The sequence below is a fragment of the Paenibacillus sp. XY044 genome (assembly GCF_002257645.1).
GTDB lineage: Bacteria > Bacillota > Bacilli > Paenibacillales > Paenibacillaceae > Paenibacillus_AQ.
The window spans coordinates 43,539-58,865 of sequence record NZ_NQMO01000003.1 but is presented as its reverse complement, the minus strand read 5'-3'; the positions used below and the strand labels follow the sequence as shown (position 1 = coordinate 58,865).

At 53.6% G+C, this 15,327-nt stretch carries 17 protein-coding genes and 1 riboswitch; all 17 genes read right to left on the bottom strand.

Annotated features, from left to right (window positions below; all coding sequences use genetic code 11):
- Positions 1–15 precede the first annotated feature (15 nt).
- The gene (locus tag CJP46_RS13920) at positions 16–1,206 is read right to left on the bottom strand and encodes a D-alanyl-D-alanine carboxypeptidase family protein (protein WP_094596225.1); all 1,191 of its coding nucleotides are present in this window, start codon (positions 1,204–1,206) and stop codon (positions 16–18) included.
- A 146-nt stretch (positions 1,207–1,352) separates the two neighbouring features.
- A complete protein-coding gene (gene ytfJ / locus CJP46_RS13915) occupies positions 1,353–1,820 on the bottom strand; it encodes a GerW family sporulation protein (protein WP_094596224.1) in 468 nt (155 codons plus the stop codon).
- Between the two features lie 119 nt (positions 1,821–1,939).
- Complete coding sequence (locus CJP46_RS13910) at positions 1,940–2,623, bottom strand: DUF2953 domain-containing protein (RefSeq protein ID WP_179281167.1); 684 nt, start codon at positions 2,621–2,623, stop codon at positions 1,940–1,942.
- 138 nt (positions 2,624–2,761) lie between these two features.
- Entirely contained in the window at positions 2,762–3,361 is a 600-nt protein-coding gene (gene scpB / locus CJP46_RS13905) for an SMC-Scp complex subunit ScpB (protein ID WP_094596222.1), read from the bottom strand.
- Positions 3,330–4,124 (bottom strand): segregation and condensation protein A, encoded by a 795-nt coding sequence (locus tag CJP46_RS13900; protein WP_094596221.1) that lies wholly within the window; start codon positions 4,122–4,124, stop codon positions 3,330–3,332. The genes scpB and CJP46_RS13900 overlap by 32 nt, the downstream gene beginning before the upstream one ends.
- 125 nt (positions 4,125–4,249) lie before the next feature.
- The gene (gene ribH / locus CJP46_RS13895; RefSeq protein ID WP_094596220.1) at positions 4,250–4,717 is read right to left on the bottom strand and encodes a 6,7-dimethyl-8-ribityllumazine synthase; all 468 of its coding nucleotides are present in this window, start codon (positions 4,715–4,717) and stop codon (positions 4,250–4,252) included.
- Positions 4,718–4,735: 18 nt separating this feature from the next.
- Positions 4,736–5,980, bottom strand: a complete 1,245-nt coding sequence (locus CJP46_RS13890) for a bifunctional 3,4-dihydroxy-2-butanone-4-phosphate synthase/GTP cyclohydrolase II (protein WP_094596219.1) — start codon at positions 5,978–5,980, stop codon at positions 4,736–4,738.
- Between the two features lie 48 nt (positions 5,981–6,028).
- Entirely contained in the window at positions 6,029–6,694 is a 666-nt protein-coding gene (locus tag CJP46_RS13885) for a riboflavin synthase (RefSeq protein ID WP_094596218.1), read from the bottom strand.
- 96 nt (positions 6,695–6,790) lie between these two features.
- Positions 6,791–7,900, bottom strand: a complete 1,110-nt coding sequence (gene ribD, locus CJP46_RS13880) for a bifunctional diaminohydroxyphosphoribosylaminopyrimidine deaminase/5-amino-6-(5-phosphoribosylamino)uracil reductase RibD (RefSeq protein WP_256992341.1) — start codon at positions 7,898–7,900, stop codon at positions 6,791–6,793.
- Between the two features lie 403 nt (positions 7,901–8,303).
- Positions 8,304–8,473: riboswitch (FMN riboswitch) on the bottom strand.
- Between the two features lie 186 nt (positions 8,474–8,659).
- Positions 8,660–9,091, bottom strand: coding sequence for a peptidylprolyl isomerase (locus tag CJP46_RS13875; protein ID WP_094596217.1), 432 nt, complete (start codon positions 9,089–9,091; stop codon positions 8,660–8,662).
- Positions 9,092–9,316: 225 nt separating this feature from the next.
- Positions 9,317–10,648, bottom strand: a complete 1,332-nt coding sequence (gene lysA, locus CJP46_RS13870; protein ID WP_094596858.1) for a diaminopimelate decarboxylase — start codon at positions 10,646–10,648, stop codon at positions 9,317–9,319.
- A gap of 116 nt (positions 10,649–10,764) precedes the next feature.
- Positions 10,765–12,390: a spore germination protein gene (locus CJP46_RS13865; RefSeq protein ID WP_094596857.1), complete on the bottom strand. Its 1,626-nt coding sequence runs from the start codon at positions 12,388–12,390 to the stop codon at positions 10,765–10,767.
- A gap of 151 nt (positions 12,391–12,541) precedes the next feature.
- A complete protein-coding gene (locus tag CJP46_RS13860) occupies positions 12,542–12,964 on the bottom strand; it encodes a stage V sporulation protein AB (protein ID WP_373557994.1) in 423 nt (140 codons plus the stop codon).
- The gene (locus CJP46_RS13855; RefSeq protein ID WP_094596216.1) at positions 12,961–13,602 is read right to left on the bottom strand and encodes a stage V sporulation protein AA; all 642 of its coding nucleotides are present in this window, start codon (positions 13,600–13,602) and stop codon (positions 12,961–12,963) included. The genes CJP46_RS13860 and CJP46_RS13855 overlap by 4 nt, the downstream gene beginning before the upstream one ends.
- Before the next feature lie 121 nt (positions 13,603–13,723).
- Positions 13,724–14,479, bottom strand: coding sequence for an RNA polymerase sporulation sigma factor SigF (gene sigF / locus CJP46_RS13850; protein WP_094596215.1), 756 nt, complete (start codon positions 14,477–14,479; stop codon positions 13,724–13,726).
- A gap of 11 nt (positions 14,480–14,490) precedes the next feature.
- Positions 14,491–14,952 carry an anti-sigma F factor gene (spoIIAB, locus tag CJP46_RS13845; RefSeq protein ID WP_094596214.1) on the bottom strand — a complete coding sequence of 154 codons (462 nt, stop codon included), beginning with the start codon at positions 14,950–14,952 and terminating at the stop codon, positions 14,491–14,493.
- Positions 14,949–15,302 carry an anti-sigma F factor antagonist gene (gene spoIIAA / locus CJP46_RS13840; protein WP_076170047.1) on the bottom strand — a complete coding sequence of 118 codons (354 nt, stop codon included), beginning with the start codon at positions 15,300–15,302 and terminating at the stop codon, positions 14,949–14,951. Before spoIIAA ends, spoIIAB begins: the two co-directional genes overlap by 4 nt.
- Positions 15,303–15,327 lie beyond the last annotated feature (25 nt).

Here is a 15,327-nt window from a genome sequence, read left to right as displayed (position 1 = left end):
GTTATTACATGATGGTCAGGCGCCGGGTTGAAGCAAGCGCTTCATGACCACGCCGAACAATTCTCCCCAAGTGGCCTTGTGCGCGGGTGCCATCGTCTCTTTGGCAGGCGCTCCGGATGCCGTTTGGCCCGGCAGCACGCTTCCCTTCCTGTAAACCGGGATTTCCCCGATCGTCTCCCCTTTAAGCGATACCTCGATTTTCCCTCTGAGCCCAAATCTCAAATCCGCAGCTCCTTCCTCCGCCTCAGGATAGAGCACCAGCTTCTTGTTCACCTGAGCTTCCTCTCCATCGGCAAAAGGGTACTGGAACGTTTGGCTGACCACCAGGTTCTGACCCTGAACCGGATCCCCTTTCTCGGTAAGCTGTTTCAGCGGATAATATTCAAACCCGTAATCGAGCATTTTACCGTGGTCGTTCCAGTCGTCCCCGTCGTTCAATGTCACTGCAACCAGCTGCTGGCCGTTGCGGGTCGCCGAACTAACCAAACAGCGGAACGCTTTTTTGGTATAACCGGTTTTGACCCCGTCCGCTCCTTCATAAAGACGAAGCATTTTATTTTTGTTATCCCATTTGTAATCCCACGACTCATTTGGATTCGGAGCCTTCTTCGTTGGCGTTTTCACGATTTCCTTAAATACCGGGTTATGCAAGGCATAAGCCGTCAGCTTGGCCAAATCGTTAGCCGAAGAATAGTGGCCTTCATCATCCAATCCGTGCGGATTCATAAAATGCGAATGGGTCAGCCCCAGCATTCGAGCTTTCTCATTCATCAAAAATACAAATCCCTCCACGGAACCGCCGACATGTTCGGCAATCGCCGTAGCAGCGTCGTTGCCCGAACGCAGCATCAGCCCGTACAGCATATTTTCCAGGGTCATTTCTTCCCCCAGTTTCAGATAAATAGAGGAGCCTTCTTTGCCAAAGGCGTTTTTGCTTACCTTCACTTCGCTGTCCAGCTTGCCGTGCTCAATCGCCACGATGGCGGTCATGATTTTCGTCAGGCTGGCGATCCGGAGTTCATCGTCTCCGTGGCTGGAGTACAGCACCCTGCCCGAGGTAACATCGATCAACGCCGCAGCCTGAGCGTGGGTGCCGAGAGCGGGCAAATTTTTCGCGGCCGAGGCCCGGCTTGTACCTGCAAAACTGCTGGCGATCAGCGTGATGACCGCAATCCAGCTCCAAAATCGTTTATCCTTGATCCACATGTTATCTATCCTTTCGGTTCGTCAAAATCTTGTACAAGTATATGCTTGGCCTAACTCGGGTATGTCAAACGTGCAAACCGGAAAATTCCATTGTCATTTTTTTCACAAAAAATCCCTCCCGGCTGACGGAAGGGATTGGCACAGGCTTAGAACAATGAAGGATTGATCTCCGAAGTCGTCGTTTGGGCTGGATTGACAGCAGCCGATTGCGTATTCGTTTGGAACATCGACGTGATTTTATCCACCATGGACGGTGCGGAATCAATTAATTTCTCGAATAAATGCGTTTGATTATCGAGCGGAACGATATTCACGCCTGCTTTGCTGACAACGAGAAATGCGATCGGACGAATCGATACGCCGCCGCCGCTGCCCCCGCCAAACGGCAAGGATTTGGATTCATGTCCGGGTGCCGCGCTTACGCTTTTACTGATATCATCCGCGTTGAAATCACTTCCCCCTGCGGCAAAGCCGAAACCCACTTTACTGATCGGGAGGATGACACTGCCGTCGGGAGTTTCAACGGGGTCTCCCACGATCGTGTTGACATCCACCATGCCCTTGATGTTTTCCATCGCGGTCTGCATTAAGCCTTGAATCGGATGCTCTGCCATGATGATTCCTCCTAAGTTGTTGATGTTTAGCTCTGAGCCACAGATGTTAGCTTGCCCATATCCCGGCGAAGTATGTAGTCCCGCCTGCCTTGCCGTTACCGTTAAATTAAGTTAATCCGCTATCGCATAGCTTGTTTGGCAAGCCGCAACCAACGAATGGGTCCACCGGGTACTTTGAGGATCCGAACCATCAGAACCACGCCGGCATACAAGGCATATCCGCAGGATATACGGGCAACGCAGGACAACTCGGTGGCAAACTGCGGCTCATCATTGAACACCGGAACGACAAAGAGCTTTGGCTTGTTCCGCATGCGTACCTTATAGGACAGCCAGCCGACGAGGGTCGTTTTGATTCCCCACAAGGTTCCCGTCGCGATCGCCGTCCATGCCGCATCGCCGGTCGACACATTGGTTGACCAATCCAGCTTCATGATTTGCACGTGCTGCATGGTCCGGTTAAACCATCCCTTTAAAGACGCCGTTGACTTCAGCATAACCCTCACTTCATCGGCCCACCTGTCCACCCGTCTTTTGTTCAGATACGTTTTTCCGGCGGTTTCCCGGTTACGGATATTGTTTTTCTTTTCAAGCCGGAGCGAAAATCCCTTTTTCATATTGGCAAATACCAGTGAAGGCATCTCATAATGCATCTTTACGAATCCATAGAGCATTTTAACGTCCAGCACGGCCTTGTCATCCTTGTTGTGCTTGCTGTACCACAATGTGATGGTAATGCTTGACATGATGGCGGCAAGCAGCAGAATGATCAGGAGAACAATGATGGCAACTACAATCCACACGTATAAACCCCCAAGTCTGTTCATAAATCTTCCTGTGCATAGTATGGCATTCACCCATGGAAAAGATTCGGCCACGGCTTTTTTTGAACGCGAAAAACCCACCCGGGAATCCGGATGGGTGTTGTTGTTTACGCAATTTTATGGCACATCGTCAAACGTCAATTGTCTGCCGTCCAGCTTCTCGAACAGCATCTGGGTTTCTTCCTCGAGATTATCCGTATTCTCGAATAAAGCCGGTTCGGGAAGCGCCTGAAGATTCGGCAGGCCAAAGTAATCGAGAAACGACTTGGTCGTGCCGTACAGAATCGGACGCCCGATCGCCTCCGCCCGGCCCGTCTCCTCAATCAAGTCTTTGTTGACCAGCGTCTGGATCGCCCGTTCGGATTTGACGCCGCGAATCTCTTCGATTTCCACCCGGGTGATCGGCTGACGGTAGGCCACAATGGCCAGCGTCTCGAGTGCCGCCTGCGACAGCGAGGATCGGGACGGGGAATAGGCAAGACGCTCGAAATACGGGGCGTGATCGGACAGCGTAGCCAGCTGGTAGCTCCCGGCAATCTGGACGATCTGGATTCCCCTCTTCTCCCTGACGAAGTCCTCCTTCATTTCCTCCAGGGCATCGGTCACCAGCTCAGGACGATGCTCGACGATTTCGGCGATCTGCTTGGCCGTCAGCCCCTCATCACCCGCCAAAAAGAGTAGGCCCTCAATAATCGATTTCAGCGTCGGAAAGTCCATCCGAAAGCCCTCCCCCTTTCCATTCCATTACAATGTCGTCAAACAGTTTTTCCTGATAACACATAATCTGTTTCATCTTCATGAGTTCCAGAATCGCCAGAAACGTCACTACGATTTCGTGCCGCACCATCTCTTCATGCAGCAGCTTGGAGAACAGCAGCTTGGCCCCTGGCCCGGAAGTTTCCAGGGCATGCACCACCTCGCGGATCCGGTCCTTCACCGAAATTTCGTCCCGCTGGATTTTCGCGTAACTGGTCCGCTTCGACGCCTTGCGCAGCGCCTTCTGAAAAGCCGCAACCAAGTCGGAGGCGTGGAGGCCTTTGACCGGATTATCCGACACGCGCGGCACCCATGGCGTCAAGTCTTCAGGCTCCTTGGAGTAGATCAGGCTCCGCTCAAATTCCTTTTCCTGCAAATGCTTGGCAATCCCTTTATATTTGCGGTATTCGATCAGCTTCTGCACGAGCTCCGCCCGCGGATCGATTTCTTCTTCTTCATAAAAGTCAAACTCGTCCATTTCAAAAACCGGAGGCTTCGGCAGCAGGAGCTTGCTTTTGATCGACAGCAGCGTGGCCGCCATAACTAGAAATTCACTTGTGATATCCAGTTCGAGCTCCTGCATGCTCTGCAAATATTCCATATATTGATCAGTAATCTCACTGACGGGGATATCCTGGATGTCGATTTCCGCTTTGTCAATCAAGTGCAGCAGCAAATCAAGCGGACCTTCAAACGTCTCCAGCTTGTATAATACGGTGTTCACGGCTTATCCTCCCGTCACATAAAAGTTAAGCCCGCCGAGCAGTGGTTTGTCCCTATCATAGCTCTGGCAATTTGCGGGCATAAAAAATGCAGCACCCGAAAAAAGGGTACTACATTAAATAAGCACTATTTTAGCTGTTTCGTCAAGTTGGCCATTTCAATTGCCGCCACCGCGGCATCGTATCCTTTGTTACCGGCCTTCGTTCCGGCCCGTTCAACCGCCTGCTCGATGTTCTCTGTTGTTAGAACGCCGAAAATGGTCGGAACACCGGTTTTAAGGTTGATCGCCGCCACGCCTTTGGCCACCTCGTTGCAAACGTAGTCGTAGTGAGAGGTGGATCCCCGGATGACTGTGCCGAGCGTGATGACGGCGTCGTACTTGCCGCTTTCCGCCATTTTCTGGGCAATCAGCGAAATTTCGAAAGCACCCGGAACCCACGCCACATCCACTTCGTCATCCTTCGCACCGTGGCGCTTCAAGCCGTCGAGCGCGCCGCCAAGCAGCTTGCTGGTAATGAACTCATTGAATCTCCCGACAACGATGCCGTATTTTAATCCTTCGGATACCAGATTTCCTTCAAAAATGTGTGCCATGTGCTTATCAGCCTCCTGTTATTTTTCGGTAGTAGTCGTCAATGAATCGGGCTGCTCAAAGTTCAGCATGTGCCCCAGTTTCATTTGCTTCGTATGCAAATAGTTTTCGTTATCCTTATTGGACTCCATTTGGATCGGTACGCGCTCGACGATTTCCAGCCCGTAGCCCTCCAGACCTTTGATTTTACGCGGATTGTTGGTCAGCAGCCGAATTTGGCGGATGCCGAGATCCTTCAAAATCTGAGCTCCGATGCCGTAATCGCGAAGATCCGCAGGGAATCCGAGCTTCAGATTGGCATCGACCGTGTCAAGGCCCTCCTCTTGGAGCTTATAGGCTCTCAGCTTGTTGAGGAGCCCGATGCCGCGTCCCTCCTGCCGCATGTACAGCAGCACGCCGCGGCCTTCTTCGTTTATCTGCCGGAGTGCGGCTTCAAACTGCGGTCCGCAATCGCAGCGGTGGGAGTGGAACACGTCCCCAGTCAGGCATTCCGAATGGACACGGGTGAGCACCGGCTCTCCGGATGCGATGTCCCCTTTTACGAGCGCCAAATGCTCTTTGTTGTCCACTGCGTTCGTATAGGCGACCACCTGGAACTCGCCGAAGTCGGTCGGCATCCGCACCGAAACCTCCCGGTTAACGAGCTTTTCCTTATTGTTGCGGTATTGGATCAAATCCTTGATGCTGATCAGCTTCAGGCCGTGCTTTTTGGCGATCTGCACCAGATCCGGCAGCCGCGCCATCGTACCGTCCTCCTTGATGATTTCGCAGATCACCCCGGCTGGGTAAGATCCGCTGAGACGGGCGAGATCCACTGCCGCTTCGGTATGGCCGGTCCGCCGGAGCACACCGCCGGTTTTGGCAATAAGCGGAAACATATGACCGGGACGGCGGAAATCGGCAGCGGTCGCTTCGGGATCGGCCAGCGCTTTGGCAGTCATGGACCGCTCGAAGGCGGAGATGCCCGTCGTCGTCTCACGGTGGTCAATAGAAACGGTAAAGGCCGTGCCGTGGTGGTCCGTATTGTTCGACACCATCGGCTTCAGGCCGAGCTCAGCAGCTCTTTCCTCGGTGATCGGCATGCAGACCAATCCGCGTCCTTCCGTAATCATGAAGTTGATGACCTCAGGCGTGGCCTGATCCGCCAGGGCGACAAAATCTCCTTCATTCTCGCGGTCCTCGTCGTCCACGACGATAACCACCTTACCTGCCGTCAAATCGGAAACCGCATCTTCAATGCGGTCAAACACAAAATCCTCCTCCATGGGTTTCCCTCCTATTCCTGCATAGGCATGTCTGTAATCTCGCCTGCCTCATGCAAATCCGTGTTGTGATAACAGCTCGAGGCTGATTCCCGATGGTTCCGGACGTTGATTCCCTTCCCCCGTTCGGTAGTGAAGCAAATGATCTACATATTTCCCCAAAATGTCGCATTCCAAATTCAGCGCATTTCCGGGCTTTTTGTCCGCCAGACTTGTCTCCGCGAGCGTATGCGGGATAATCGAAACGGTAAACGTCTGAGCGCTCGTCTTGACCACCGTCAAGCTGATGCCGTCCAGGGTAACGGATCCTTGCGGGATGATGTAGCGGAGCAGACCGGTATCTTCCGGCTCCACTTCGATCAACACCGCATTCTGATCCCGGTCCATCCCCCGGATTGTCCCCGTCCCGTCGGCATGCCCCTGCACGATATGTCCGCCGAAGCGGGCGCCTGCCTGCATGGCACGCTCCAAATTCACCCGGCTTCCAGCCCCCAGCGATTTCAAAGTGGAGTGGCGGTACGTTTGCGGCATGACATCCACCGCAAACGAACGGGCACCGACTTCAACAGCGGTTAGGCAGACGCCATTGACCGCGACGCTGTCCCCGATTTTGAGATCGCTCATAATCCGGGAAGCCTCGATATGCAGGATCATCGCTTCCCCTTTGCTGGAGACGCCCCGCATGACGCCGACCTCTTCGACCAAACCGGTAAACATCGCAACCGCTCCTTTCTGTCCTGTAATAAATATTTCATACGATTTATCGTTGACTGGTCGCAGCCGCATGAAATGCTAAGTATTCATTTTCCCAAATCAAGCGGGCCATACAGGCTTTCCGCTGATGCAGACATTATCCCCAAGCATCTCGGTCTCAACGTCTTCGAGTCGGACGGCGTCCGCCATCTTGTCGGCACCCTGGAGCGAAAAGCTGACGGGAGCCGCTTTGCCCCCGATGATTTTGGGCGCGAAATAGAGCACGATCCGGTCGATCAGCCTGGCCTCCAGCAGGGCACCGTTCAGCCGGCCGCCGCCTTCCACCAAAATCGAGCCGATCTCCCGCTTGCCAAGCTCCTTCATTGCCAAGAGCAGATCAACCTGTGGACCCGATCCGCAGCGGATCGTTTCTACGCCGATCTTCCGAAGCGCTTCAGCTTTATCCGGATCGGCACGCTCTGTCGTCAAGATGACGGTAGGCGCAGCCCCGTCCCGCACAATCCTTGATTCCAGCGGTATCCTCAGCGAGGAGTCCACGACGATCCGCACAGGATGCAGCCCCTCGACACCCGGCAGCCGGGTGGTCAACTGCGGATTGTCGGCAATTACCGTATTTACGCCGACCATAATGCCCTGGTGACGGTGGCGGAGCGTATGGACTTGCTCCCGGGCGGCTTCGTTCGTGATCCATTTACTGTCCCCGGATTCCGCTGCAATGCGCCCGTCCAGCGTACTCGCCGTCTTGACCGTCACATAAGGCTGGCCGGTCGTAATATACTTGATAAATTTCTCGTTCAAGCGTCGGGATCTGTCACCCAGCAGCCCCACTTCCACTTCGATCCCGCTGCGGCGGAGCCATTCGATTCCTCTGCCCGCCACCTGAGGGTTGGGATCCTCGCATGCGACGACAACCCGTTTCACCTTCTCGCGAATGAGGCGTTCGCTGCAGGGCGGCGTTTTTCCGTAATGGCTGCAGGGCTCCAGCGTTACATAAACCGTACTTCCTTCCGCACGGTCACCCGCCATATTCATGGCATGCACTTCCGCATGGGCGGTTCCCCGCTGCAAATGCGTTCCAAGTCCAACCATGGCCCCGTCTTTGACGACGACACAACCGACAACCGGATTAATTCCGGTCTGTCCCTGTGCCCGCTCCGCCATGTCGAGCGCAAGTGCCATATAATACTCATCGTTGATTGTACTTCCCAATTCATCTCCCCCCGTATTCGTAATTTTCGGTATCCCCACAAAGTAAAGTCTCGGCTTCAGGCTCTTCGCAGATACTTCGTAGGCTGCGAATTCACCTGACCAATCACCATACCAAGTGCAGATTTGGCTCCGCTGTTCAAACCGGGCACTTAGAGGGGACCCTGATAAAAAAGCAAAAAGCCCCGAGATGGTATACCATCCCGAGGCTGTGAGAGATAAGTCAGATACACTCCAATAAGGCTGCTGAGTCCCAAAATCAGGATCAGCCAAAAAAGTCATCGGTAGCGAAAAGGCGTCGACAAACAGAAGCCGTCCTGGCAGGACAACCTTCTACTTTGTGAAAACAACCACGTACACGTGACATCTTATTGGACAGCTGCACTCGGCATTGAAGTGCACGCTTTCTCTCCTTCTCCCATCCAGACTATACTGTCGGTCCCGGATTTGCACCAGGTCCACCGTACGCTATATTACACGAAGCGTCCGGGTCACGGACTGAGACGGGCACCAGAACTTAACCGCTGCCGCGTCATCACCGCCGGTAGGGAATTTCACCCTGCCCCGAAGGATTAAAACCAATATCAATATGCAATTGTCAGATGGGATGACTACCTTATGGAAGCCCCATCTATACTAGGAAATGTTAACACTGCCCCGGCAAAAAATCAATACGTCTCATTTCCCCACCTTAAACAAAAAAGCCGCTTGTCCCCTTCTGAAACAGGGAAAGCGGCTGATGAATCGTTCTAGACGTGCGAATTAAGCCTCGTAAACTTCGACGGTTTTCATTACGTCGCGGCCTTGGAACGCATCGACGTATTCCATGCCCTTTGTCACTTTGCCGAATACGGTATGCTGTCCGTCCAGATGCGGCTGCGGCTGGTAGCAGATGTAGAACTGGCTTCCGCCGGTGTTGCGGCCGGCATGCGCCATAGCCAGCGTTCCGCGCTCGTGCTTGTTCGGGTTAATTTCGCAGTTGATCGTGTAGCCAGGGCCGCCGGTACCGGTGCCGTTCGGGCATCCGCCTTGCGCAACGAATCCCGGAATGACGCGGTGGAATACAAGACCGTTGTAGAAACCGGAGTTTGCCAATTTTTCAAAGTTCTCCACCGTGTTTGGAGCGTCCTTTTCAAACAGATCGAGCAGCACTTCGCCACCGTTTTCAAGAGTGATTTTTGCTTGCTTGGCCATTATGTCAATGACTCCTTTCATGTCTTTCCTGAGTGTTAACAGACATCTCCTAGTGTACTATGAAATCGCGGACGAAGCAAAATAAATCCGCATCGTTCCCGGTTCCCAAAAAGCGCAAAAGGACCCCTCTGCATTCCCCAATACAGAGATGATCCTTATTTGTGCGCACCAATTCACTTATCGAAGGCGCTGGTAAACAGCGCCTATCCCCTTAATGCATTTTCCTTACTTAAGCACCGCCTGCTTGCTGATCCGCTCAGGAATAACGTCGTTGCCGATAATATCCTGAAGGCTCTCGCGGCGAACGACCAGATCGCTTTGACCCTGGTTCACGAACACAACCGCCGGTTTGCGGATCCGGTTGTAGTTGCTTGCCATCGAATAGTTGTAGGCGCCGGTGCAGGAAACGGCGAGCAGGTCACCGTTATTGACTTTCGGAAGCTCTGCATCCCAAATCAGCATGTCGCCGCTCTCGCAGCATTTGCCGGCAATGGATACGGTCTCCTCCGGCTTGTCGTTGGCACGATTGGCCAGCATCGCCTCATACTTCGACTCGTACAGCGCTGGGCGCGGGTTGTCCGTCATGCCGCCATCCACGGCCACATACTTGCGCACGCCCGGGATATCTTTGCTGGTGCCGACGGTGTACAGGGTTGTCCCCGCATCGCCCACGATGCTGCGGCCCGGTTCGACCCAAATTTCCGGAAGCTCGCTTCCCCACTCGGCAAAGTAAGTTTTGACCGCGTCGGTAATCGCCTTCACGTACTGATTGACTTCAAGCGGCGTGTCGCCTTCGACGTAACGGATGCCGAAGCCTCCGCCGAGGTTGACCACTTTGAACTGCACGCCTAGCTGCTCTTTGACCCCCTTGGCAAATTCGGCTACGCGCTGAACCGCCATCTGGAATCCGTCGACCTCGAAGATCTGCGACCCGATATGGGAATGGACGCCAAGAAGCTCCAGATGCTCCTGGGCGGCAGCTGCTTTGACAGCTTCAAACGCAGACCCGTTACCGATGTCAAAACCGAATTTCGAGTCGGTTTGGCCGGTTGAAATATATTCATGCGTATGGGCTTCCACCCCTGGCGTGACGCGAAGCAAAATGTTGACTTTCGCATTTTTCCCGGCTGCCACCGATTCCAGCACATGCAGCTCAACCAAGTTGTCTACGACGAAGCAGCCGATTCCGGCGTCGATCGCCATTTCCATCTCTTCAACCGTTTTATTGTTGCCGTGGAAATGGATCCGTTTGACAGGGAAGCCTGCCTGAAGCGCCGTGTACAATTCGCCGTCGGATACGACGTCCAGGGACATGTCCTCTTGCTCTGCGATCCGGCACATGGCCATGACGCAGAACGCCTTGCTGGCGTACGCCACCTGGAACTTCAGCCCGGAAGCGCGGAACGCATCGACGTATTCGCGGCACCGCTTGCGGACCAGTTCCTCGTCCACGATGTAGAGCGGCGTGCCATACTGCTGCTTCAGCTCCGTTACGTCACAGCCACCGATCTCCAGGTGACCCTCCGCATTGATTTTACTTGTACCATGTAGAAACATATTATGCATCCCTTCGCTTTCCTTGGAAATGTAAATATTCCATGTGAACTTTTACATCAGTATACCAGACAAGGGAAGAGAATGAATGGATTTTTTCGCACAACATTTGTGTTTTCCTACGACTGTTCGCGGTCGTCTGGGTTCTTCGACATCCGCGTATTATCCCTCGTTTTGTTGAAAGACGGCCTTTTCTTACTCTCGAGTACCGGGAAGCGCAGCAGCACTTCAGACAAAGCTTTTGCATTAAACGGTATAAACGGCCACAAATAAGACGAGTTGTAAGACCGGTGCAGCGTCAGCAGCAGGATCAGAAGCGTCGTCCCGACAATGAATCCCTGGACCTTGAAAATGGCCACCGCCACCAGTAGCACAAGCCTCACCATCCGATTGGCCAATCCCAGCTCATAACTCGGCGTCGCGAACATGCCGATGGCCGCTACAGCCATGTATAAGACGACCTCATTGACGAACAAGCCCGTTTTCACGGCGATATCCCCGACGAGGATCGCGGCGATGAGGCCCATGGCCGAGGCGAGCGGGGTCGGCGTATGGACGGCGGCTAAGCGGAGCAGATCGACGCCGAATTCGACCAGCAGAAACTGGGCGATGAGCGGAATTTTGCCGGAATCATGCGGTCCGATAAAATTGAGTTCCGGCGGCTTCAGATATGGGTCGATCACGAGCAGCATCCATAGCGGAAGCAGAAACATGGAGGCAAATATGCCCAGGAACCGGACCCACCTTAGGTACGTTCCCATAAAGGCCGTCTGCCGGTTCTCTTCGGCATGCTGGCACAGATCGAAAAACGTAGTCGGCATGACCATCACACTCGGAGAAGTGTCGACGAATACGACTACCCTGCCTTCCAAGATATGCGATGCGACCACGTCCGGTCTCTCCGAATATCTGACGAGCGGATACGGATGCCATCCTTTGTTGATGATCACTTCCTCCAACTGCTTGTCGCCTTGGGGAAGGCCGTCGATGTCAATACTTTTGATTTTCTTCCGGATGGAGTCCACCTGGACTTTGTCCACAATATCGTCGATGTAGGCAATACAGACGTCCGTCCGCGTCCGACGGCCGACCTGTACAAGCTCACTCTTAAATCCGGGGTCGCGGATCCGCCGTCGCACGAGGGCGATGTTGGTAAGCAGCGTTTCGGTGAACCCGTCTCGCGCACCCCGTACGACCCGTTCAATGCTCGGTTCTTCGGGACTTCGGACCGGATAATTCCGGGTGTCCATAATGATGCATGCCTGTTCTCCTTCGATAAAGAGCGCACACATCCCCATCAGTACTTTGTTGACTGTCGCACTGAGTTTGTCGGCAACCTCCACCTGAATGTGGGGGATGTAAAATTCAAAAAAAGACTTCAGCGCATCGGATGTAAGCTGGTCGGCGGACAAATAGGTAAGTCGCTTCAAAATTTCCAGCATGATGTTGTCTTTTGCAAAGCCGTTAATAAAGAACAATCCCGTATTCTGGCCGGCCAGGTTCATTTCCCGGAACACGATGTCAAAAGACGAGCCCAGGCCCACCACTTCCTTGAGCGTATTTTTGGTCGTCTCGAGGCTTCCCGAGATTTCATCCTTATCCTGCCAGTAGACGATGGATTCCTCGATGGTGTCGGACCTTTCCTGGTCGCGTTTTTCTTGCAGCTGCTTCTCCTCACCGCCGTCACCCGGCGCCTTGCGTTCTCCCCCCGACTTCTCTTTACCACCTTCTCTGCGGCCCGTCATTTCCCGGTGTTCGTCCCCCTTTTCACGGCGATGAGAAGCGTCCTCTTTCTGCTCTTTCGATTCTTCCCCATACTGCATGATCATCGCGACGCCAGCGGGGTCCTCTACGTTGATTTCCTGATCCTTGTCATCTCTCACGAAGCGTTCCTCCTTACTTTCTGTAAACAAACCAGTCGAACAGGGAGCCCGCCACTTTCCCCGTGACCATCGCCATCACAAAACCGAACAGGAAGCGGGTCATCTGCAGCCTTTTAGCCAAGATGGGCAGCACGTTGAGCACCTCGGTGAGCGCGGCGGCCAGCAGACCGACGAATATCCCGTTAAACAGCCCGATCAAGAGACTGACCAGCGGTCCCAAGGACAGTTTCCAGTTCCAGAAATCGAACACGGTTCCGACCAGCGACCCCGTCACCATAGCCCCTTCATACCAGTGAACCCGGTTATAGGATGAAGTCAGCTGGGCCAGCCTCGGGATCATGTCGAGAACGATGAACAACGCGATGACCCCGCCGCCAACCGCGATCCCTCCGGCAATCCCGAGCAGTATTTGGATGATCCAGCCGACCACAATCAAGGCGAATCCCCCTGATGGTTCGCGGTTTTCATCCGTTTATATTCCTCGGCGACCACATACTGGTCGATATTTTCCTGGTACAAAAACATCTCCACTTCCAGCGGGGTCGGCTCCTCGTTCCATTTCTTCTTGAATAAATGGTTAAAGAAGACGACCATGCCGAATCCGATGCCGAAAGAATAGGCTGCCTGGAACAAGTAGGGATGCTCGTCACGGCGGCCGGTCACCATTTCCACCGTACGGATCTGCACCTCCTGCATGTTTACATCCGCGTGGAAATTCATGATCGTCAGCGCCGATCCGAAGAAAAGGAGGAGCCAGACGAGAACAAATAGAATCAGCGACGGTTTCTTCTCCTTTTTCACTACTTCCACCAGCGAGTGCTTGTTACCCATCGACTCGATGCGTACGCCCGGTATGAGCTCCTGAATCTTCGGTATGATGTGCATCATGTCAATTAACAACAAATTTCCATCCCACTTATGGGGATGAACCAGCTCCAGGCTGCGGAGCGGAGCTTCCCACTCGGGGTCGCATAAAATTCGGGCGACATGTCCGAGAGTCACGACCCTCCCGTGGGAAATCGGTACGCGGCTGCGCAGCTGCAGGTATACCGTAGGCAACCCGTGATCAGACATCCAATCACTCCTTTTGCTGCTTAATTATCGTTAGTATTGGAAAAAGGTCTACATTCTAGTCCGGTTTGCATCGCTGCCCAAAAAAAGGAACCGCCTTCCCTATCGGAAGACGGTTCCTTGTTCACTGGGCAATCTGATCACGGATCAGCTGCAATATTTTTTTCTCGAGGCGCGAAACCTGCACCTGGGATATCCCGAGCCGGGTTGCTACCTCCGATTGGGTCTGGTCGCGGTAATACCTTAAATAGACGATCAGTTTTTCCCTTTCAGACAGGCCATCGATCGCTTCGTTCAGCGCCAGCTTATCAAACCAGCGTTCCTGGGATTCGTCGGCGATCTGGTCCATGAGCGTAATGGGATCCCCGTCATTTTCGAACACGGTCTCGTGGATCGAGGTCGGCGGCTTGTTGGCCTCCTGGGCGAACACGACTTCCTCCGGCGTCACCCCGAGCTCCTCGGCCACTTCCTTGACGGTCGGCAGACGGTCCAGGTGCTTCGACAACTCGTCCCTTTTCTTGCGGACCTTGTTGGCCATTTCCTTCAGTGACCGGCTGACCTTCAGCGTTCCGTCATCGCGGAGGAAGCGCTGGATCTCACCTATAATCATCGGAACGGCATAGGTAGAAAACTTGACGTCATAGCTTAAATCGAATTTGTCGACCGATTTCAGCAGGCCGATGCATCCGATCTGGAACAGATCCTCGGGTTCGTACCCCCGGTTCATAAACCTTTGCACGACAGACCAGACGAGGCGGATGTTGCAGTTCACCAGCGTATCGCGGGCCAAGCTGTCCCCGGTCTGGCTGAGTGCGATCAGACGTTTGACTTCGGCATCATCCAAATAAGTCTGCGAACCTTTCTTCACATCAGCTTCCATGCGCCCAACCCCTAATTATACAAAGCTTTCTTAGATTCGATCCTCTTCTTCATCCTGATTGATGTTCCGGAACCGGGCTCACTGGATACCTCGAACTCATCCATAAAATTCTCCATGATTGTAAAGCCCATGCCCGACCGTTCCAGCTCCGGCTTCGACGTATACAGGGGCTGCTTGGCAAGCTCCAGGTCTTCGATGCCTCTGCCCCGGTCTTCCACGGTGAGGGTAACGGTGTCTCCCCATATTTCTGCGGTTATCGTAACGATTCCCTCAGAATCGCTGTCGTACCCGTGAATGATGCTGTTCGTCACCGCTTCGGAAATGACCGTCTTCAGGTCGCTCAGCTCATCCATGGTCGGGTCCAGCTGTGAAATGAATGCGGCCACCGTCACACGGGCGAACGACTCGTTTTCCGACTTGGCTGCAAACTGCAGCGTCATGAAATTGCGTTCCATGGCCTTTTCTTTACTCATGACACGACCTCCAAACCCGAGAGCGCATGACCCTCGTTATCATAAATGGGCATAATTTTGAACAAGCCGGACATATCGAGCAGACGATACACGGTAGGATTAACGTCGCATACCGCCATTTTGCCGCCCTTTGCCTTGATCAGCTTGTACCTTCCGAGGATTACACCCAGTCCGGAGCTGTCCATGAACTGTAAATTTTTCAGGCTGAGCACCAGATGGTCGGTCAGTCCGCGCTGGATCGTCTCATCCATTTTCATGCGGACATGGTCAGCCGTATGGTGATCGAGCTCTCCCGATAAACGTACAATCAAGATATTGCGGTGATGCTCCATTTCCACTTGCAGATTCACGTTTGCTCACTCTCCTCCCTGTCAT

What these genes read in the sequence shown, in the direction of transcription:
- CJP46_RS13920 (WP_094596225.1), bottom strand. Translation starts at nt 1,206, where the DNA reads ATGTGGATCAAGGATAAACGATTTTGGAGCTGGATTGCGGTCATCACG.
- ytfJ (WP_094596224.1), bottom strand. Translation starts at nt 1,820, where the DNA reads ATGGCAGAGCATCCGATTCAAGGCTTAATGCAGACCGCGATGGAAAAC.
- scpB (WP_094596222.1), bottom strand. Translation starts at nt 3,361, where the DNA reads ATGGACTTTCCGACGCTGAAATCGATTATTGAGGGCCTACTCTTTTTG.
- ribH (WP_094596220.1), bottom strand. Translation starts at nt 4,717, where the DNA reads ATGGCACACATTTTTGAAGGAAATCTGGTATCCGAAGGATTAAAATAC.
- CJP46_RS13890 (WP_094596219.1), bottom strand. Translation starts at nt 5,980, where the DNA reads ATGGAGGAGGATTTTGTGTTTGACCGCATTGAAGATGCGGTTTCCGAT.
- CJP46_RS13885 (WP_094596218.1), bottom strand. Translation starts at nt 6,694, where the DNA reads ATGTTTACCGGTTTGGTCGAAGAGGTCGGCGTCATGCGGGGCGTCTCC.
- CJP46_RS13875 (WP_094596217.1), bottom strand. Translation starts at nt 9,091, where the DNA reads ATGGCCAAGCAAGCAAAAATCACTCTTGAAAACGGTGGCGAAGTGCTG.
- lysA (WP_094596858.1), bottom strand. Translation starts at nt 10,648, where the DNA reads ATGTTTCTACATGGTACAAGTAAAATCAATGCGGAGGGTCACCTGGAG.
- CJP46_RS13865 (WP_094596857.1), bottom strand. Translation starts at nt 12,390, where the DNA reads ATGACGGGCCGCAGAGAAGGTGGTAAAGAGAAGTCGGGGGGAGAACGC.
- CJP46_RS13855 (WP_094596216.1), bottom strand. Translation starts at nt 13,602, where the DNA reads ATGTCTGATCACGGGTTGCCTACGGTATACCTGCAGCTGCGCAGCCGC.
- sigF (WP_094596215.1), bottom strand. Translation starts at nt 14,479, where the DNA reads ATGGAAGCTGATGTGAAGAAAGGTTCGCAGACTTATTTGGATGATGCC.
- spoIIAB (WP_094596214.1), bottom strand. Translation starts at nt 14,952, where the DNA reads ATGAGTAAAGAAAAGGCCATGGAACGCAATTTCATGACGCTGCAGTTT.